The sequence below is a fragment of the Chryseobacterium sp. JK1 genome, from assembly GCF_050632815.1.
Classification (GTDB): domain Bacteria; phylum Bacteroidota; class Bacteroidia; order Flavobacteriales; family Weeksellaceae; genus Chryseobacterium.
The window spans coordinates 875,523-894,836 of the sequence record NZ_JBODRU010000001.1 but is presented as its reverse complement, the minus strand read 5'-3'; the positions used below and the strand labels follow the sequence as shown (position 1 = coordinate 894,836).

The following is a 19,314-nucleotide window of genomic DNA, read 5'->3' as shown; positions in this document are numbered from 1 at the left end:
AATTAGACCGTCTAAAACAACAATATTGTCTATTTTTTTCAAAACACCACTTTATTATATTATCGAAACAATTTTTTTGACCTGTATAATGTTCTCGGTACAAAATGATCATCTTCAAACTTAATTGTTACATTCTTTGGAACATCTTTAATCTCTTTAATATAATCACCTGTAAAACATAGAGAAATAAAACATTTGGAAACCAAATTAGATAAAAAAGACGTATCAAACTCTTTAATTTCATTCGCCTCAAAAATTAAATACTCAAGATTTATGAGATGATCTAAATTCTCAACTTTGGTTATCTTATTTTCATTTAAATTTAGTTCTCTCAAGTTTTTCAGATTATCCAATCCTTTGATTTTTGAAATTTCATTATAACTTAAGTCTAGTACTTCTAAATTTTTCAAGCTATCCAATCCTTCAATTTCTTCTACATGAGTAGCCGAAATAAAAAGTTGTTTGAGATTGTGTAAGGTATCCAAACCCTCAATTTTTTCTACCCGGTTTCCATTTACTCTCAATTCTTCCAAATAGGGAAAACGCTCCAAATCGGTTATTTTTTCAATTTTAGTTTCTCCAATATTTAAAGAGCGTATATTTTCATTAACATTTATCTTTTTAATATGATCAATTTCAGTCAGGCTGACATCTAACCGCTGTAAGAACTTTAAATGTTCCAAACCATTTACTTCGAGATACGGATTGCACCTAATATATAATATTTCCAAATTAATTAAATCGCCCAACAAAGAAGTGTCTTTAAGTTCAGTTGCTGCCAAATCCAGATTCTTCAAACTTTTTAAATCTCCTAAATACCTGAATGATTTTTCCGGTAATTCATTGCCGCTTAGATCTAATGTTTCTAACCGTGAAAAAGCATTTAATGGAGGTAACATTTTCACATTGCAGTATGGAAGGGCTAATTTAACAAGACTGTTTGCTATTGGTAATAATACATCTAAATCCTTTAAATCAACCTCATACAGATATAATGTTTTAATATTGCCATCTTCATCAACATCATAATAGTTTTCCCAGATATGTTTCTTAGAATGGATAATTTGAGTATTAAACTCTTTTTCCAGTTTTTTTATAAAATCCTTCATGGTTATTTTGAAATTTCTCGGTTTGAGAGCTTAAAGATAATCCTTTAATAAAAAAGCGAAGCTTCAATTAGAAGTTTCGCTTTTTGTAAGGTTGTAGTATTCAATCAATGAAATATTTATATTTTTCATTAATTTTTCCATTTAAGATATTTCCAATTTCTTCTTCTTCACTTAAGTTATCAAAAATATCATTCCCTTTTATTATCCCGTGAATATTAAATGTTCTTTTTATATTTTTAATAATAAGTCTTAAACTTAACCACAAAAGTCACAAAAGTTTTAAAAAAAACACTTTAGTACATTGAAGAAGGCTTAAAATAATACAGCATACAAGTACACGGAAAAAAAATAAAGATTTTTTTAAACTTATATGTGGGCTTATTCTGTGTCAGGATATTCTCTTAAGCTCACTTAAAGTGTTTAAATTCATTGAATCTTCGAATTGTGGTTTAATAAAAACACACAAAAGAAGGATAATTTCTAAGGCTGAATTCCTACGGAATGACAAACATGACGTTGAGTGTATCCGTACATTTTGTCATTCCGTAGGAATCTAAACATTATATAATTTTCAAACACTTTAAAAAGGATAAGGAATACCGCACAATGAATTTCATAGAGAATGAAAATCCTTGATTTTCAACAAAAATTTGGTGTATTTCTTATACCCAAAGTATATAAATTCAATAGCTTAAGTGTTTAAAAAAGCTTTTGTGATTTTTACGGTTTAATAAAAAAGTTTAAACAGCTTTAATATTATCGAATAAATCTTTATTGTTTTCAGCAAAATAAGGGTTTATATAAAAAGTAATTCCATTTATTGTTATATCATTCGTAGAAGTAAAACCAACTAACAATCTTTCTTTTTTTGTAGTTTCATAGCTAATTGCTCCGCCGGGATGAGATTTTAATTTCTCTAAATCTTCTATCGGATCTTGAACCTCTCGACCTATATCATAATCTTTTTCAAGATGTTCATCGTTTTTTAATTCATCTAAACAAAAAAAAGATAAATCATTTGTTTGTATATTAAAATTATTTTGTCGTAAAATCTGATGTATAAATTCAACAATAATTTTTGGTTTTGTTTCTTCAATTACCATTAAAATATCTGTTGTAAAATGTGACATGTTCTTTTATTTTATACTAATTTATTAAAATCTTGTCCGGAATATATTGGTTGGTTGTTTTTCTTTTCAGGACTAGCTAATTTCTAAAAATTCTAATTATCCCTCTTTAACAATAGATAACGCAGTAGATAAAGATTGATACATAAAAAAGAGGGTTATAGTTTTTTTGCCATAACCCTCTGACTGAGATGAAATAATTGAATTTGTTATGTAAATTTTTAAAATCTCCCCTATTTTGAAGCTGCTATAATAACGTTCGCAACTTCTTGAGGATGTGAGATAAATACGGCGTGGCTGGCTCCTTTGATTTCAGTCACTTTTGCCCCCGATCTTTTATACATATTTCTCAAAATAATGGGATTGATACTTTTATCGGACGTTGGTACAATTGCGAAAGTCGGTTTGGTGTGCCAATCAGCAGCTGTAACCACGGTAGTAAAAGATGACGCCAATATAGGCTTTTGTGAGTGAGCCATAAAGGTAGCCTGATCATGGCTAAGATCCGCAGCAAATCCCGCATGGAATTTATCAACATCATAATATGCAAATCCCTCATTATCTGGCGGCAATATACCGGCTTCAGGAAGACCTGGCTGTGAAGAATACCACGTATCCGTACTTTCTCCTTTATCAGGTTGGAATGCCGTAACATATACCAATGATCCTACATTTTTATGGGAGCTGGCCTCCGTAATTACCGTTCCTCCCCAGGAATGCCCCACTAAAACCGCCTGCCCATCAAGCTTATCCAATATTCTGCGAACAGCTGCGTTGTCATCCTTTAAAGAAGTCAAAGGAATCTGAGCCACCGTCACATGGTATCCACGATTTGTCAGGATGTCATAAACCCCTTTCCAGCCGGAGCCATCTACAAAAGCTCCATGTACAAGAACTACATTTTTGATTTTTGCAGGATTATCTTTCTTCTGTGCTTTTAAGTTTGAAAAACCAAAAACTACCGTTAATACCAGTAAAAGTGTAAGGTGAATTTTTTTAATCATGACGAGATGTATTAGATGATCGTTGTTGAAATATTGATATTCCCTTGTACTGCCTTTGAATATGGGCAAATCCTGTGAGCCATTTCTATAAATTGCTCTACGGTCTCTTTTCTGATTCCCGGCATACTCACAAACAATCTTGCCTGTAGAAAATAAGCATCTCCTGTCATTCCAAGATCCACTTCTGCGTCTACATAAGTATCTTTTGGAAGTAAAATTCCTATTTCTTTAGCAGCTAGTCCCAGGGCTCCGATATAACATGCCGACCATCCTGCTGCGAACAATTGTTCAGGGTTGGTCCCTTTTCCTTTCAACCCGGGAGGAGTTAATAAAATATCAAGTTTCTCGTCACTGCTTTTTGCATTTCCCTCTCTTCCACCTGTTGTACGAGTCTTAGCCGTATAAAGTACTTTTTCTATTACCATTTTTTGTATTGTTTTATTGTTTACTATGTTTTTGTGTGTTCTATAAAATAGTTTGTCAATTTTCTTTTCGCTATTCTTTATTTTCGTTATTTAATGATACAAAGAGAGTGTAAAATTTCAGATGATCACAGTTCAAAATGGCTCAAATGGACATATAAAGGGGTAAAGTAGACAATTAAAATATTGAAATTGACAATTCGATTTTTAAATGTTGAACGAAAAAAACCTTTCACTATCTTAAAGTTAAAAATCAGGTTCAGTCCTTTTGCTGTTCAATTTTTTTTAGATACATTTAAAGCGTTCTATTAAATCTTCAGAGATATTTTCTTTCTCAGAATTCTTTAATTCTGCTCTATTTCTTGAGCAGTTCTACGATTGAATCCTTCAACATATTTAAAAAAAATGAGAAATAAGAAAATAACAATATACAAATGGACAACCATTATTCCTCTTTGGTTGTCTTTTGCTGCCTGTGCTCCTAACGCAGCAATAACGAAAATCACTTCATTGGATGTACCAAAGGCTATCGGTCCTTATTCGCATGCCATAAAAGCCGGCAACCTGATATTCTGCTCAGGACAATTGGGGCTTTTACCTGTCACAGGAGAACTGTCTGGCCATGAAGTAGAAAGCCAAACAAGACAATCTATTCTGAATATTAAAAGTATACTGAAAAGTGCCGGTTCTGATCTATCAAAAGTAACTAAAGTAACAATTTTTCTGACTGACATGGCTGATTATGCTACAGTAAACCGTGTTTATAGTGAATATTTCACCAATAATCCGGCACGTTCTACTGTACAGGTAGCAAAGTTGCCAAAAAATGGACTGGTAGAAATCGAATGCATCGCTATAGTGCATTAATAAAAACCTATCAACACAAAAAACGGGAACTTCTGGTTCCCGTTTTTTTGTTTCTACACCTTAAATTATCCAGATTCCAAAAAGCTGATAAACTGAAAGAGTCTTCTGTTTGACCGACCCCATTAAGAATACTCTAACTACCTGTTGGTCTAAACGACAATGACACCATTAAACTTACTGCAAATCAAACACTTGAACAAGCTTAGTTTTTCATGAAATCGAAATTTTAATGTGTCATCCATTAAAATAATTTAGAGGTAAATTCCCGAATAATATTATTTAGACAATGAATCTGCCTCGATAATTGCCGCCGTAAATTCTTTAGGTGCTTCCTGTGGCAGGTTATGTCCAATTCCCCCTGTTAAAGTATGATGCATGTACTTTCCTTTGTACTTGGAAGCATATTTTTCAGGAAGAGGAAATGCCGCTCCGTTAGCATCCCCTTCAAGGGTTACAGTAGGTACAGTAATATCTGGTAATTGGGCAAGTTTAGCTTCAAGTTTATCATATTGTTTCTCTCCCGGAGCCAGCCCCAAACGCCAACGGTAATTATGAATAACAATATTAACATGATCAGGGTTTTCAAAAGCTTTGGCAGAACGCTGATAGGTTTCTTCATCAAAAGACCATTTTGGAGACGCCGTTTTCCAGATGAGTTTATTGAAAGCATTTGTATTGGCTTTGTATCCTTTATATCCTCGTTCCGTTGAAAAATAATACTGATACCACCACAAAAATTCAGCATTAGGCGGAAGTGGATTCTGATTGGCCTCAGGGCTTCCGATCAGGTAACCACTTACGGCAACCAATGCAGATACACGCTCCGGCCAAAGAGCTGCCATAATATCAGCAGTCCTTGCTCCCCAGTCAAAGCCACCGACAATGGCTTTATCGATCTTCAGAGCATCCATAAACGCAATAATATCAAGCGCTACTGCAGACTGTTGCCCGTTACGCACCGTTTTTGAAGAGACAAATGTGGTGGTTCCGTAGCCTCTCAAATAGGGAATCAATACCCGATATCCTTTTGCCGCGAGTAGTTCAGAAGATTTTTCAAAGCTATGAATATCGTATGGCCATCCATGAAGCAGGATAACAGGTTTCCCTGCTTTTGGCCCAACCTCTGCATACCCTACGTCAAGCAGTCCCGCACGAATTTTTTTTGTATTCTGAAATGCCAAACTTACCGAAGGATCTATATATTCCTTTTTTTCCTGTGAAGGCTGCTGAGCATGTAATAATAAGCTGCCTACTCCCAAAAGCATTATTACAGAGAGTGCAATAAGCGTCTTTTTGTTAAAATTTAATATCATATTCATTGTATTTGTTTTAAAGAATTTTAATTAATAAATAAGTTTCAGAGGGTCACTATTTGAAGTATTGTTATTTCTTTTAAATCTGCTGTTTTTATAGTCTTTATCCTTGCAAATTATTATTTAAATATTTTCAATGCAAAACCAAAATCCTGAGCTGGAACATTAAACTGATCTCTACATTGCATCAATTGAATCGTTCCCTTTACCACTCCGTTCTTACTTTTGAGTTTGATGGCCTGTTCTAAATCAATATCATTTTCAAAATAAGTAGTAGGAATATGCAAAAGCTTCTCAGCCATTCGAATTGATGTGGTTTGATTCATACTTTCCACAAGTTCATAAGATCTTTCTGGCTGAAATGTCAGTTTTACATTGTCTGTACTTTTCAAAATACTGCCCAACGTTTGATTCTCCCAGCTGGATGTAATGTTTCTTTTTATAAAAACTCTATTTTCAGTAAGGAATTTGCTTTTAAGTGTGTATTCCTTTGTTAACTGACTTATTGTGGTCTGCCCATTCACATATCCACAGAATATCATAAAAACGGCCGCCATTAGAAATATTAATTTGTTCATTTTTTATTGATTAATTCGTTAAACCTTACATTTTCTTTTACAAATAGACCATAATTATACAGGTTTCACCAGTGAAAAATAGTTGAATTAGACATTTTGAAACATGAAACAGACATCCATTGCCCTAAAGAAAATGCTATCAAAAAAACATAAAAAAACTGCTCAATAATTTTGAGCAGTCCTACACAATCAAACAAATACAATGAAATACTCTATGTAGTAGCATTAAACTGGATACTGATGCTATTCAAGACAACCTTACAGTTTCTAAACCGTCTCTTCAGTATTATTGCCAATTGGCTCATAAAAATATTGAAGGATATTTATTATTCTTTACAACTCAGCTACGTACACACTATCAATTGTCTGAATAAGCAGTGTATCTGGGTTAATTACGTCTCTATTGTTAATTTCCTGATTTCTTTGGATTCTGTATTTTTGGGTGTTCTTATAACTTTACACGTAATGATTTAAATGCATTCCTCATCTCACGGGCAAAAAGTTCGGGCTGTTCCCATGCTGCAAAATGCCCTCCTTTGTCTAGTTTATTAAAATAGATCAGTTTTGGATAAGCACGCTGTGCCCATGATTTTGGTGTCGCATAAATCTCATCAGGAAAAGCACTGACTGCTACAGGAATTTTAAGCCCGCGTGGATCAAAAAATCCTGCAGTGGAACCTTGGGAAGCTTCCCAGTAAAGACGTGCAGACGAAACCCCTGTATTGGTAAACCAGTATAGCGAAATATTGTCTAAGATATCGTCTTTTGAGAGCCCTTCCTGTCCTCCGGAAAACACTCTGGCAATCAATTTCTGGCTCCTGTCATCGTGATCCAGCATCCACGCTGCAAGCCCTATGGGTGAATCATCAATCGCATACAATGTCTGAGGTCTCAGGCTCATTTCCTGAGCGTAGCCCAATCCTTTTTTATAAAAGAAATCAAGCTGTTCAAATGCATTCTTTTCATCAGCATCCAGATTCGGGGGCATTATTCCTTTTGCCAGTGCGTCAGAAATGTCATGAGGTACTGCAGCTGCCATATTGGTATGAATTCCAAGCAGAGCTTCAGGAGCAATTAGAGCCATATTCTCAGAAATTGCATTTCCCCAATCGCCACCCTGTGCAACATATTTATTGTAACCCAAGCGGTCCATCAGTTTGATCCATGCTTTTGCTATATGAACAGGATTCCAGCCCAGATCAGTTGGCTTTCCTGAAAAGCCGTGCCCCGGAATAGAAGGAATAACCACATCAAATGCATCTTCCGCTTTTCCTCCAAACTTCTCCGGATCAGTAAGCTGATCAATGATCTTCAGCTGTTCAATAACTGATCCAGGCCATCCATGAGTAATAATCATGGGTAAAGCTTTTTTATTTTTCGAACGTACATGGATAAAATGAATATCCACACCGTCAATATTGGTAATGAATTGCGGATATGAATTCAATTTGGACTCAATTTTCCGCCAGTTGTACCCGGTACTCCAGTAATCCGCCAGTGATTTCATGGTCTCAAGCTTAACACCTTGAGTTTCGTTGTTCACCAATTCACGATCAGGCCATTTTGTATTTTGCAAACGTGCTTTCAAATCAACTATTTTGGATTCAGGTATCTTGATATGAAATGGTTTTATACTTTCATCCTTGTTGGTTTTCACTGTATTGTTCAAGGAGGTTTGTGCATAGCTTATCGGCGTTGTTGCTATGGTAAATGCTGCTAAAAATACAGCTGTTATAATCTTCTTTTTCATTGTCTGGATTTATTTAAATGATGAAGAATTTACTGTTATCTAATAGATCTAAATGCTGCTCTAAGCTCTTCTGTAAAAACCTGAGGCTGTTCCCATGCCGCAAAATGACCACCTTTAGAGGCTTTATGATAATAATATAATGACGGATATGCTGCTTTTGACCAGCTTTCAGGAGCCTGGTAGATTTCGTGAGGAAAAACAGAAATCGCTACAGGAACCTTTATGTCTTTAGTTTTCTGATGTTCAGCACTAAAATTATTGTTATTATTTTCCCAATAGAAACGAGATGATGATGCTCCTGTATTCGTTAGCCAGTATAATGTTATATCATCCAGGATTGCATCGCGGCTGATTACTTTTTCTGGTTTAAGATCACTTTCCGTCCATTCCGCAATTTTTTCATACAAAAATGCGGCAAGCGCAGTGGGAGAATCAGAAAGTAAATAACCCGTGGTCTGAGGTCTTGTTACCATCATTCCTCCGTAAGCTGCATTTCTGCCAAAGAATGTACTCAAAGACTTATAGGCTTTGGCTTCTTCTGTTGAAAGATCTACAGGAACGGGATCTCCAGCATTGATCGGTTTTACCAATTCGGCTGGAATTGTTGCCGGCATCGTTATATGAATACCTAGTAATCCCGAAGGAGCCTGTCTTCCCAAAGCATCTGATATTACTGATCCGTGATCTCCTCCTTCAGATACGTATTTTGTATAACCAAGACGTTTTACAAGTGTATCCCAAGCTCTGGCAACACGATCAGGATTCCAACCTGTTTCTTTAGGAATTTCAGAAAATCCGTAACCGGGAATAGCAGGAATAATAACGTCAAATGCGTCTTCTGCTTTTCCTCCATACTTAACAGGATCGGTAAGCGGACCGATAGCATCAATGAATTCCAAAGGGGAACCAGGCCATCCATGGGTAAGAACTACTGGCAATGCTCTTTTTTCTTTTGAACGTACATGAATGAACTGAATATCAAGACCGTCAATTTTGGTAACAAATTGTGGAAGAGCATTCAGTTTATTTTCAAGCTTACGCCAGTCATAGCCATTTCCCCAATAATCGACCAATTCTTTTAATTGCTCCAACTGAATTCCCTGTGATTCGTCTTTCACTGTTTCTTTATCTGGAAAACGTGTATCCAGGATACGTCTTTTCAGTTCATTAAGTTTAGTTTGTGGAATATTGATCTTAAAAGGTCTGATACCTACATCTGATTTCGAAACTTGATGAGTTGTTTGAGTAGCCTGTGCATTTATACTGAGAGGAGTACTTAGTGCGAAAATAGCTAGCGTAAGGATTTGTGTTACTTTTGTTTTCATTGTTTTTTGATTTTGAGTTGATAATCTATTTGATTTTGCTGCGACAAATGTATGCTTACAGTGTTTCGTACTCAATAAACAATCGTTTCAAATAGACATATTCACGGCCAAACAGGGAAATATGTGGTGCGAACAATCAGGCTTACAGAAAAAGTACATTAGATAATTTTTTACGGGCATTATATTCGAAGTATTTTTTTGATATTCTCTTCGACAGATATACTTCCTATTTCAATTACGCAAAAACTCTCACAAGAAAACCTGTGAGAGATAAAATATATGGATTCAGCCCCAGAAAGGGCTTATGGAATTTTTTAATTATTAAAAGTGGTAAAAGCACCTTCTGTAGCAGCAAAGAAGCTGTTGTAAATCAATTCTGTATTTCCTACACGAATTTCATAAATATCTTCCTGAAGAGCCTTTAGTAAGTCATTGGCAACATCCGAAGCCGGAATTCCATTTTCTCTGCCTCCTATTTCTACGGAAAAATCTGTGTTGACCAACGGGGGCATCAATTCGAAAACTTTTACACTTGTGTTCTTTGCCAGTTCATATCTCAACAGCCTGGTGTGAGAGTGAAGTGCTGCTTTCGAGTCGGAATAGGTTGGAACATGCGAACCGGGAACAAATCCAACAATAGATGAAACATTTACGATAGCTGCTTCATTCTGTTGTTTTAAAAGAGGAAGAAATTTATCTGTCAAACGAATAGGCGCAAAATAGTTTGTAGTAAACTCAGCCAATGCTTTGCTGTAAATATCTTCTTCATCTGCCAGATTATAAGCATATGCATTCCCCGCATTATTAATCAAAATACTGATGCCGCCAAAAGTTGTCTTTACTTCTTCGTATAACCTATTTACATCGGCCTCATCAGTAATATCTGCCTGCACGGTGAAAACATTTTCCAAATCTTTCGCTGCTTGCTCTAATTTTTCTTTTGTTCTTCCTACAATGATGATTTTATTCGCAGGACTTAATGCTTTCGCAATTGCTAAACCAATCCCTGAACCTCCTCCGGTAATCAGGATCGTATTGTTTGTAATGTTCATAATAATTTGCTTTATTTATATTGTACCATTTAGTACAAAATTGATTAAAAATTTTCCTCTTTTCTCTATTTCATTGATTTCAGACTACGCTAACATTTCCAGATTCATTTCAATGAGCGCCCGAAGCATTTCAGGTGAGCTTTCCATTCGTCTTGTTACATGAATTCCGTTCCAGAGGTTGGTAAGATGCCAAGCCAAAATTTCAGGATCTTGTTGGTTCTTTATCTGTCCATTTTCACGGGCCTTTTTAATGGCTTTAGCGAAGATTTTCTGTAAGCCTTTCAATAGTTCTGCGGTTATTTTTTTTATCTCGTCATCTTTTTCAGAAAGCTGAACCAGGGCATTTCCAAGATAGCAGCCTCTTTCAATATCACACTCTGTGGCATCTGCAAGTCTTAAAAAAAACTGTCTTATAAATTCAATCTGATCTTCTGAATCTTCCACAGCCTTGCCTATTTTTTGATTAAAATTTTCAGCAAACTGCTTGATAGAACGGACGTATAACTCTTCTTTCCCCCCTTTAAAAGCCAGATAAAAGCTTCCTTTTCCTATTCCCATGGCTGCCAGCAACTCATCTGCAGAGGCTGTATCATACCCTTTTGTTCTAAAGACTTCAGTGGCTTTTCCTATTGCTTCCTGCTCGCTAAATATTTTTGGTCTGCCTGCCATGATTTATATTTTGATACCGCAAAGATATTAATTTGTACTAATCAGTACACAATTAATTTTCAGATATCTTTTATAGTTTTTGTCAATAAAATGAATGATCTAGCTCTTTTGAAACGTTACATAAAAATAAAGTTTGGGGATTTTTACGATCAATCAAGTCTCATTTTCATTATTTATTAATTTTTTTGAGCTGTCTTCTTTTATTTCGTTTTCAACAGAAGGCCTTTTTATAATCCTTAAGAAAATCTTCTATCATTCGTGACGGTTTTCCTAAAATAGTTCGAACACAATCAGTAACTACTTCCTTTTCACCGTTTCGTTGTGCTGCATCATACGAAATAAATGTTTCAATTAATGGAAGAGGCATCCCGTGTTTTTTCATGTCGTGCCTTACTTCTTCTAATGAAATGGGAACATATTCAGTTTTATCGTGGATTGTCTTGCTAATTATTCTTGCAACATCATAATAATTTACTGCTCTATCGCTGGTAAGGAGATACGTTTTATTATAATGCTTCTCTGTGGTTCAGTCAGGCATTCAAAAGCAACCTAAGCAATATCTCTTAGGCCTACGTGCACCCTTTTACCTTTTCCTGTTGCTTCGTAAAATTTTCGTTCCTTTTTTACACTTTTGGCAATGTCGCCTGGCCAATTTTGCATTATACCCATTGGCCGTAATATTGTATAATTAATTCCTGATTTTATTAAATAATCATCAACGGCTCCGTGTATCCTAGGAATGTAAAATTGTGAATTGCTGTCAGCATCACCTGATAAAAGTTTCACAATGTGTTTTATACCCAATTGTTTTGCTACTTTAATTACATTTTTTTGTCCTTCAATAAAATCAGGTTCTGGGGAAGAAAGCAGAAAAACCGCTTTACTGTTTTTCCATTGTTGCAAAGACTTTGCTCATCCGAAATATCAGCCTGTACCCATTGCATTAGGCTGAAAATAAACTCCCAGATTGCGATACTTTCCGTTGGTTGTTTTTTAAGAATTCGATGTCGTTAAGCTATGTGTAAAGAATTGAGGCAGCTTATTGTTGATAAGGTTGAAGTTCTGCTATAGGCTGTATTTGTCTATATTGCGGTTGGGTAATCTTTTGCAGTGTCTCATATTCCAAACATTTACGAAATCCGGGCTTCACTGAAATTTTAAGCCCAACATCCTACGAAATTAACAATTTTAAACTATTCTCAAATACGTTATTTTACTCAACCTCACAAAAACATCGATCACAAAATTTGTGTATAAAATAATCCCCCTCCCTAATTTAAAAAAACGAAAATGAAAGCAACATTATAAAATGAGGGGGATAAGTTAATTTGAAAAATGTTGCTTATAAAAATCCGCGATATTTATAAAAATAAATACAGTGGTAACCATTTGGATCTTATATTTTAATTCATTATAAATTGAGTAAAAAAGATTTCTATTGACCAAGTCATTTTATCAATAGCCGCTCAAGATTTTCTTTTATCATTTTTTTCATTTCAAAAATATTATACGTTTAATAAAATGTTTGTATGTTAATTTTCACAACGATCTTGAGTTACACATTTTCTACTTTCTGCAATAATATCTTGTTAAACAGCATAATACTGTCACTATTTGTCTTTTAGTTTTAAAATCCCCCTTTTATTGATTAAAAAACACTATCGAAAAGTAGAAAATGGAGGGGGAAAGAAACCATCTAGACTTTAGAAAAAGGGTAGATCGATAGACTTTGGAATATTAAGTATTGTAGGCTCGTATGTAAAAAAACAATCTATTTATATTTACAATTCTGGAAAGTCGTTTTTAATTTTCTTATCAAAAACGACTTTCAATTATTGTCTGCTAAAAGTCATTTTCTTGATTAAATTCCATAACAGTCTGAAACAAATGATATAGAAAGCTACAATAGTTAAAGGAAATTCAAACAATAACGATAGGGAAAAATCAGATGTGAAAATGTTGCTAATCATTTTTGCTAATTTTTCCGGAAAAAAAATAATTTCTTTCCAATTATAAATTAACTGAAACAGAATAAAATATCCAAAAACAGTTTGGTTAAAAACTCCATAGAAAAGAATAAAATAGTCCTTTTTACATTTTCCATTAAACCAGCTCAATGGGCTCCTTACCCAATTTTTGAATTCAGTAAAAGATCTCAAGTGAAGATTTGGAGTAGAAGATATATCCATTAAAAGCCAATATCCATCAGATCTGATAAAAGGGATTAATTGTACTAAAGAATATAGAGAGATTATATATGCCATTGTTGCAAAGCCATGCAGATCAGTAAAACAATAAATAATATAAAATAACAACATACATAGCAACTGCATATGAACTCCTGCCAGATTTCCGATAATCCTCTCCTGCTTATTACAATGCCAAAGTGCAGAGATATTAGAATATAGTACAGGAAAGATAAAATAGATTCCAAAACCAATTTCTCCATTTCTTCCTGAAAATTTTCTACAAGCAGCAATATGCCCCAGTTCATGCAGAATAATTGTTGGAAGATATAATAATGCAATCTTTTCAATTGACCATGTTTCTTGGGTGATATCAACTGTAGATAAGATAAGATAAGATAAGATAAAATAAAAATAGATAATCCCAACAGAATACAAAAGGTTGTCCAGAAAACTATGTAATTAAATAAAAATTTAAAAGGGATCACCAGATATTCTAAATGATGTGAAGACAAAAGAGTACATTGAAAATTTATAAATCCTTTCGTTTTATCCCATAAAATGTCTCCTTTATTCAACAGCTGCATTTTATCCAAAATATCCTTAACAAAGGGATAAAACTCTACCAAACAGATAGAAGGTGAATTGCATGGGAAATTGAAAAGGGGTTTATTATATTTTCCTTTATCTGATGATGGAAAAAAGACAGGACATGCACTTAAAGCTTCTTTATTTTGGAAAACAGCCGGGCTTAAAAGCTTACAATTACATTTTGAGAAATGCAAACTCAATCTGAAAAATAATCCTGCACAAAAAATTCTAAAATCTCTTATTCTTAAAACTTTTCAGTCCACAGATAATGAGTCTGATTTTAAAAGACAATTATCGATGCATCATATTGATACTGTCATTCGGAGAAATGAACAAGGAAGAATCTATGGGGTAACATTCATAGATCATCATTCTAAAACAGTCTGGAATGGATCACGATTAGGAAAAGAGCTTTATGCCAATAACTTTAATGATTGTTGGAATAGGAATATTAAGCCAGAGATAAAAGATCCGGGAATATCAAGCCCTCAACTATCAACATCACATCCTGTTGATATGCCTGTAAAAAATCCACTCCATCTGTTCGAATTCTTAACAACTGACAAACAAGAAGACAATTGGATTGAAGCACTGGGAGGTCTATTGCCCCAATCGCAGGGAGAAGATTATGAAGAACAGGATTTTGTTAATAAAATGAAGAAGAACAGGAAAAGAGGTTTTCGCTAGTAGACTTTAAACCTGTAATTATTTTTAAATATTTTTATATTAAAAAGGCTCTATTCATAGAGAAATAAAGCCTTAAATGTTCAATGTACCGAATTACTGAAATGATATTTGTTTTTTATCAGTATTACTTCATTAAGAAATTCATCATTAATTCAGCTGTTTCATTTGGTTTTTCAGAAAGTATAAAATGTCCGCTATCTTCTATTTTTTTTAGTTGGAGATTTGTTGTACTATTTGGTAACGCCATTTGTAATATTTCATATCCACTACCACCGATTCCAATTACGGGAATTGTAAGTTTATCATACGTTTTACTATCTTCAATGTCTTTTGGAAATGCTTGATACCAAGCGTTTGACGCTCGAATTGCATTTTTGTCATTATAGGCAGCGGTATAAACAGACTTATCAAAATCACTTATACTTTTTTGATCCTTCAATAAGTTTTTAAATAACCATTCAATGACGATATCCATACGCCCCTCAAGAAGTTGTTCAGGAAGTTCTTTTACTTGATTAAATGCAAGCCACCAAGGATAAAGATAGTCGGCGCCCAATACAGGCAACATTGGCAAATGGTACATTCCTGTATCCGGATGCGGGGTATCCAGCATAATCAATTTAGAAACTGTTTCTGGATAGTTCATGGCAAAACTAAATGCTACGTGCGCACCAATGTCATGTCCGCCAACATAAACCTTTTCAAAGTCTAATTTTTTTACGAGTTCAAAGATGTCTTTTGCCATGTTCTTTTTTTCATACCCATCTGTCGGTTTATCTGAATTTCCCATTCCTCTCATTTCCACAACAATAACATGAAATTTAGTCGCAAGGAGGGGCATTACCTTATGATATGCCCACCAGGTTTCAGGATAGCCCGGAATCAATATCAAAGGTTCACCTTGTCCACCCATTACATAATGGAGTTTTACTCCATTTACATCAGCATAATGACTAGTGAAATTTGGAACTAATTTAATGAGCTCATCGGGAGCAAAATTTTTGGTATTTATCATATTAAAAGAGCATTGTCATTAGAATCGAAAAGCTATTTATTAAATTATTTCTAATCTGTACAATACAGTAATTATTTAATTGCCAGCTTGTGATATGCAAAAATATGTACTAATTTTACAACACACAAGTATACAGTATACTACATAGTTTATACATTTAAGATAATTTAACATATGAAATTAATAAATCAACTTTCCAAAGAAACGGGTATCCCGATTGGAACAATACGTTTCTACGAAAAAAGCGGTCTTTTTAGAGGAGAAATAAAAAAGGAAGTAACCACTAATAACTATGTTTATTATGGAGATGAAATTGTAGAAAAGCTTAGATTTATACAAATGGCAAAAGCGGTTGGATTTACATTGTCAGAAATTAAAGAAGTTGTTGATGTTTGGTATAAAAAAGAAATTTCCCAAAAAGCACAAATTGAAGTTCTTGATCTTAAGTTAGTACAAATTGATCAAAAGATAAAAGAATTAAAGACAATGAAAAAACAAATTGCTTTGTGTAAAAGCAATATTAGAAATAAAGAAGACTAAAATTATACTGCTTTTAGACACCTATTATTTTTACCATTCATCTCTTATTTTTTAGTTTTTATTATGGTCAAACACTTCCACTTGCCACTACATACTGCCACCTTCTTATAGTCACTCTCAATAGTTTCTACATTCACTTGCAAAAATTAAATTCATTGAGATATGCAGGGAGAAGACGATTTAAGAGGTTTAGCCAAAATTATGGCTTTCATGAGAAGTGTAAGCATCCTTTTGATGCTGATGCACCTGTACTGGTTTTGTTACGAATTCTTTTTAAAACAAGGTTGGACATTAGAGCTCATCAATAAAATACTATCCAATTTCAACCGGACCACAGGTTTGTTTTCACAAACCTCTTACACCAAAGCATTCGCTGTGGTTTTAATAGCTTTAAGCTGCTTAGGAACTAAAGGCGTAAAGAATGATAAGATAACCTGGCCTAAAATTTACGTAGCACTCAGTGTAGGCTTTGTGCTATTCTTCCTGAATACCCCATTACTGAAACTGTCTCCCACAATAGGTACATTGCTGTATATCCTTACGATCTCGTTAGGTTATCTCACTTTGCTCATGGCCGGCGTATGGATGAGCCGATTGCTTCGTACCAATCTTATGGACGATGTTTTTAATAACGAAAATGAGAGTTTTTGGCAAGAAACCAAACTGGTAGAAAATGAATATTCCATCAATCTCCCTACTCAGTTTTATTACAGAGGAAAATGGAATAAGGGATGGATCAATATTGTGAATCCCTTTAGAGCATCCATTGTGCTGGGTACTCCAGGCTCTGGAAAATCGTATGCTGTTATCAACAATTATATTAAACAGCATATACAGAAAGGATTTAGTATGTATATCTACGATTTTAAATTCGATGACCTTTCATCCATTGCCTACAATCACCTGCTCAAGCATAGCGATAAATATAAAGTGAAGCCGAAATTTTACCTCATTAATTTTGATGATCCACGAAAAAGCCACCGATGTAATCCGTTAAATCCAAATTTCATGACAGATATCTCCGATGCTTATGAGGCTGCTTACACCATCATGTTGAATCTCAATCGAAGCTGGATACAAAAGCAGGGAGATTTCTTTGTCGAAAGTCCCATTATATTGCTAGCAGCGATCATCTGGTTTTTAAAAATTTATGAGGGAGGTAAGTATTGTACTTTCCCACACGCTATTGAGCTTTTGAATAAGAAATATGAAGATGTATTTACCATATTAACTTCATATTCAGAGTTGGAAAACTATTTGTCTCCCTTCATGGATGCCTGGCAAGGAGGGGCGCAGGATCAGCTTCAGGGTCAGATTGCATCTGCAAAAATTCCATTATCGAAAATGATATCTCCACAGCTTTACTGGGTGATGACTGGAGATGATTTGTCGCTGGATATTAACAATCCGGAAGAACCCAAAATATTATGTGTCGGAAATAACCCTGATCGCCAGAATATATACTCTGCAGCTTTGGGGTTGTATAATTCGAGGATTGTAAAGCTTATTAATAAAAAAGGCAGACTTAAAAGTTCAGTGATAATAGATGAGTTACCAACTATTTATTTTAGGGGGCTTGATAATCTGATTGCAACAGCAAGAAGCAATAAAGTCTCAATTTGCCTGGGATTCCAGGACTTTTCTCAACTGACTAGAGATTATGGGGATAAGGAAAGCAAGGTTATTCAAAACACCGTTGGAAATATCTTCAGCGGCCAGGTTGTGGGTGAAACCGCAAAAAGCCTATCGGAGCGTTTCGGAAAAGTACTTCAAAAAAGACAGAGTTTGTCCATTAACAGAAACGACACTTCGACATCAATTTCAACACAGTTAGATAATTTAATTCCCGCTTCTAAAATCTCCACCCTAACCCAAGGATTTTTTGTGGGTGCTGTTTCAGATAATTTTGATCAGAGGATAGAACAGAAAATATTTCATTCTGAAATTGTTGTAGATAATGCAAAACTTTCTGCTGAGTTGAAAGATTATCATCCTATACCGCAAATTCGTTCTTTTGATGATGAAGATGGTAAGGATCATATGAAGACAGAAATAAACCATAACTACAATAAGGTTAAAACCGATATTCTTAGTATCATCACAGATGAATTAGAAAGAATTAAAAATGATCCCAATCTACAATATCTGATCCAGCAGCAATAGTTTAATGTAAAGCCCCAGTAATTGAAGCGGTTTATTGAGGCTTTAAGATAGATATCATTCACCTTCCCTATTCATAAAGTGCTGGTTAAGATTGTCAGTAATTAAATGTAAAAACTTCGTAGGCCCTTGTTTTCGATTTCTGATTTCGAATATAGTCTTATGAAAGTTTCCCAGATCAGTATTTAAAAATTTCTCTACAGATTTAATGACCTCACTTAACTCAATATTTCCGCCATTAAAACAGTGCATATGATAAAGTGCATAAACCAGTTCTATCAGATTTACTTTAGATGCAGACCAAGTTAAAGAAGACTGATCGGTGAGCTTCTGATAAGCATGTTCCTCACTCTCTTTTATAGATTTCAAAAGATACTTCTCCAAACGGTCGTTGGCTAAAATCTGAGCAACAATAGAATCATGAGAAGTGGCAAACTTTTCATCATAATCATACATCCCTGTTTTCAGTTTCATTTTTATATCAAATTGATTTCTTATAAAATACTTTTGATCCAGAAAAGTAGCATTGAGTCTATAATATTGGTAAAAATCTATGTGTTCCTGATAAAATGATTTGATCATTTCCAGCTCACCACTATAATATTCTTTCAGACTCTTCTGTCCTGCATTGGGCTTGGCTGCTTCCATCGACAATAACTTTGAATAATAGATAAATTGAGAAATAAACAGAGGTTTTAGGTTTTTAAAAAAATAGATTTCATTCGCTGCTGTCGAAAAATCAAAATCACTTACCATTGATTTTATCTCTCTAATCCCAATATCAATAGCCATTAAGCACTTTTCATAATACTCTACCTTATTGTCGAAACATTCAAATTCAATCAACTCTAATTTTTGTTCCAATCCATTTTGTAATTTTTTACATTTTTTAAAAAACAGTATTGTATCCATATTTTTA

Annotated in this window: 17 protein-coding genes; 4 read left to right on the top strand and 13 right to left on the bottom strand. The window is 34.4% G+C overall.

Annotation, left to right across the window (positions count from 1 at the left end; genetic code table 11):
* Positions 1-59: 59 nt before the first annotated feature.
* The 4 genes from ACQ76T_RS03905 to ACQ76T_RS03890 form a co-directional block, all read right to left on the bottom strand.
* Positions 60-1,109: a leucine-rich repeat domain-containing protein gene (locus ACQ76T_RS03905; RefSeq protein WP_431342032.1), complete on the bottom strand. Its 1,050-nt coding sequence runs from the start codon at positions 1,107-1,109 to the stop codon at positions 60-62.
* 740 nt (positions 1,110-1,849) lie between these two features.
* A complete protein-coding gene (locus tag ACQ76T_RS03900) occupies positions 1,850-2,239 on the bottom strand; it encodes a hypothetical protein (protein ID WP_431342031.1) in 390 nt (129 codons plus the stop codon).
* A gap of 230 nt (positions 2,240-2,469) precedes the next feature.
* Positions 2,470-3,240 (bottom strand): alpha/beta fold hydrolase, encoded by a 771-nt coding sequence (locus ACQ76T_RS03895; protein ID WP_431342030.1) that lies wholly within the window; start codon positions 3,238-3,240, stop codon positions 2,470-2,472.
* Positions 3,241-3,251: 11 nt separating this feature from the next.
* Entirely contained in the window at positions 3,252-3,665 is a 414-nt protein-coding gene (locus tag ACQ76T_RS03890) for an organic hydroperoxide resistance protein (protein ID WP_431342029.1), read from the bottom strand.
* A 402-nt stretch (positions 3,666-4,067) separates the two neighbouring features.
* On the opposite strand from ACQ76T_RS03890, the gene ACQ76T_RS03885 reads away from it, so the two are divergent.
* Complete coding sequence (locus ACQ76T_RS03885) at positions 4,068-4,529, top strand: RidA family protein (protein WP_431342028.1); 462 nt, start codon at positions 4,068-4,070, stop codon at positions 4,527-4,529.
* Between the two features lie 275 nt (positions 4,530-4,804).
* On the opposite strand, the gene ACQ76T_RS03880 is transcribed toward ACQ76T_RS03885, so the two are convergent.
* The 7 genes from ACQ76T_RS03880 to ACQ76T_RS03850 form a co-directional block, all read right to left on the bottom strand.
* Positions 4,805-5,848 carry an alpha/beta fold hydrolase gene (locus tag ACQ76T_RS03880; protein ID WP_431342027.1) on the bottom strand — a complete coding sequence of 348 codons (1,044 nt, stop codon included), beginning with the start codon at positions 5,846-5,848 and terminating at the stop codon, positions 4,805-4,807.
* 113 nt (positions 5,849-5,961) lie between these two features.
* Positions 5,962-6,420 carry a hypothetical protein gene (locus ACQ76T_RS03875; protein ID WP_431342026.1) on the bottom strand — a complete coding sequence of 153 codons (459 nt, stop codon included), beginning with the start codon at positions 6,418-6,420 and terminating at the stop codon, positions 5,962-5,964.
* Between the two features lie 448 nt (positions 6,421-6,868).
* Entirely contained in the window at positions 6,869-8,170 is a 1,302-nt protein-coding gene (locus ACQ76T_RS03870) for an epoxide hydrolase family protein (protein WP_431342025.1), read from the bottom strand.
* Between the two features lie 35 nt (positions 8,171-8,205).
* Positions 8,206-9,495 (bottom strand): epoxide hydrolase family protein, encoded by a 1,290-nt coding sequence (locus tag ACQ76T_RS03865; protein ID WP_431342024.1) that lies wholly within the window; start codon positions 9,493-9,495, stop codon positions 8,206-8,208.
* Between the two features lie 314 nt (positions 9,496-9,809).
* Positions 9,810-10,547, bottom strand: coding sequence for an SDR family oxidoreductase (locus ACQ76T_RS03860; RefSeq protein ID WP_431342023.1), 738 nt, complete (start codon positions 10,545-10,547; stop codon positions 9,810-9,812).
* Between the two features lie 84 nt (positions 10,548-10,631).
* On the bottom strand, positions 10,632-11,216 hold the full coding sequence (locus ACQ76T_RS03855; RefSeq protein ID WP_431342022.1) for a TetR/AcrR family transcriptional regulator: 585 nt from the start codon (positions 11,214-11,216) through the stop codon (positions 10,632-10,634).
* Positions 11,217-11,765: 549 nt separating this feature from the next.
* On the bottom strand, positions 11,766-12,119 hold the full coding sequence (locus tag ACQ76T_RS03850) for an NAD(P)H-binding protein (protein WP_431342021.1): 354 nt from the start codon (positions 12,117-12,119) through the stop codon (positions 11,766-11,768).
* 1,940 nt (positions 12,120-14,059) lie between these two features.
* On the opposite strand from ACQ76T_RS03850, the gene ACQ76T_RS03845 reads away from it, so the two are divergent.
* Positions 14,060-14,680 (top strand): hypothetical protein, encoded by a 621-nt coding sequence (locus ACQ76T_RS03845; protein ID WP_431342020.1) that lies wholly within the window; start codon positions 14,060-14,062, stop codon positions 14,678-14,680.
* A 124-nt stretch (positions 14,681-14,804) separates the two neighbouring features.
* On the opposite strand, the gene ACQ76T_RS03840 is transcribed toward ACQ76T_RS03845, so the two are convergent.
* Positions 14,805-15,695, bottom strand: a complete 891-nt coding sequence (locus ACQ76T_RS03840) for an alpha/beta fold hydrolase (RefSeq protein ID WP_431342019.1) — start codon at positions 15,693-15,695, stop codon at positions 14,805-14,807.
* Between the two features lie 174 nt (positions 15,696-15,869).
* Between ACQ76T_RS03840 and ACQ76T_RS03835 the strand changes: the two genes are divergently transcribed.
* Together ACQ76T_RS03835 and mobC are read left to right on the top strand one after the other, a co-directional pair.
* Positions 15,870-16,235 (top strand): MerR family transcriptional regulator, encoded by a 366-nt coding sequence (locus ACQ76T_RS03835; RefSeq protein WP_431342018.1) that lies wholly within the window; start codon positions 15,870-15,872, stop codon positions 16,233-16,235.
* A 162-nt stretch (positions 16,236-16,397) separates the two neighbouring features.
* The gene (gene mobC, locus ACQ76T_RS03830) at positions 16,398-18,398 is read left to right on the top strand and encodes a conjugal transfer protein MobC (RefSeq protein WP_431342017.1); all 2,001 of its coding nucleotides are present in this window, start codon (positions 16,398-16,400) and stop codon (positions 18,396-18,398) included.
* Between the two features lie 54 nt (positions 18,399-18,452).
* Here the strand turns inward: mobC and ACQ76T_RS03825 are convergent, their stop codons facing one another.
* Complete coding sequence (locus ACQ76T_RS03825; RefSeq protein ID WP_431342016.1) at positions 18,453-19,307, bottom strand: RteC domain-containing protein; 855 nt, start codon at positions 19,305-19,307, stop codon at positions 18,453-18,455.
* Positions 19,308-19,314: the final 7 nt, after the last annotated feature.

Coding starts and splice junctions, on each gene's coding strand:
- ACQ76T_RS03895 (WP_431342030.1), bottom strand. CDS start 3,240: ATGATTAAAAAAATTCACCTTACACTTTTACTGGTATTAACGGTAGTT.
- mobC (WP_431342017.1), top strand. CDS start 16,398: ATGCAGGGAGAAGACGATTTAAGAGGTTTAGCCAAAATTATGGCTTTC.
- ACQ76T_RS03835 (WP_431342018.1), top strand. CDS start 15,870: ATGAAATTAATAAATCAACTTTCCAAAGAAACGGGTATCCCGATTGGA.
- ACQ76T_RS03885 (WP_431342028.1), top strand. CDS start 4,068: ATGAGAAATAAGAAAATAACAATATACAAATGGACAACCATTATTCCT.
- ACQ76T_RS03890 (WP_431342029.1), bottom strand. CDS start 3,665: ATGGTAATAGAAAAAGTACTTTATACGGCTAAGACTCGTACAACAGGT.
- ACQ76T_RS03880 (WP_431342027.1), bottom strand. CDS start 5,848: ATGAATATGATATTAAATTTTAACAAAAAGACGCTTATTGCACTCTCT.
- ACQ76T_RS03875 (WP_431342026.1), bottom strand. CDS start 6,420: ATGAACAAATTAATATTTCTAATGGCGGCCGTTTTTATGATATTCTGT.
- ACQ76T_RS03840 (WP_431342019.1), bottom strand. CDS start 15,695: ATGATAAATACCAAAAATTTTGCTCCCGATGAGCTCATTAAATTAGTT.
- ACQ76T_RS03905 (WP_431342032.1), bottom strand. CDS start 1,109: ATGAAGGATTTTATAAAAAAACTGGAAAAAGAGTTTAATACTCAAATT.
- ACQ76T_RS03860 (WP_431342023.1), bottom strand. CDS start 10,547: ATGAACATTACAAACAATACGATCCTGATTACCGGAGGAGGTTCAGGG.
- ACQ76T_RS03870 (WP_431342025.1), bottom strand. CDS start 8,170: ATGAAAAAGAAGATTATAACAGCTGTATTTTTAGCAGCATTTACCATA.
- ACQ76T_RS03900 (WP_431342031.1), bottom strand. CDS start 2,239: ATGTCACATTTTACAACAGATATTTTAATGGTAATTGAAGAAACAAAA.
- ACQ76T_RS03825 (WP_431342016.1), bottom strand. CDS start 19,307: ATGGATACAATACTGTTTTTTAAAAAATGTAAAAAATTACAAAATGGA.
- ACQ76T_RS03855 (WP_431342022.1), bottom strand. CDS start 11,216: ATGGCAGGCAGACCAAAAATATTTAGCGAGCAGGAAGCAATAGGAAAA.
- ACQ76T_RS03865 (WP_431342024.1), bottom strand. CDS start 9,495: ATGAAAACAAAAGTAACACAAATCCTTACGCTAGCTATTTTCGCACTA.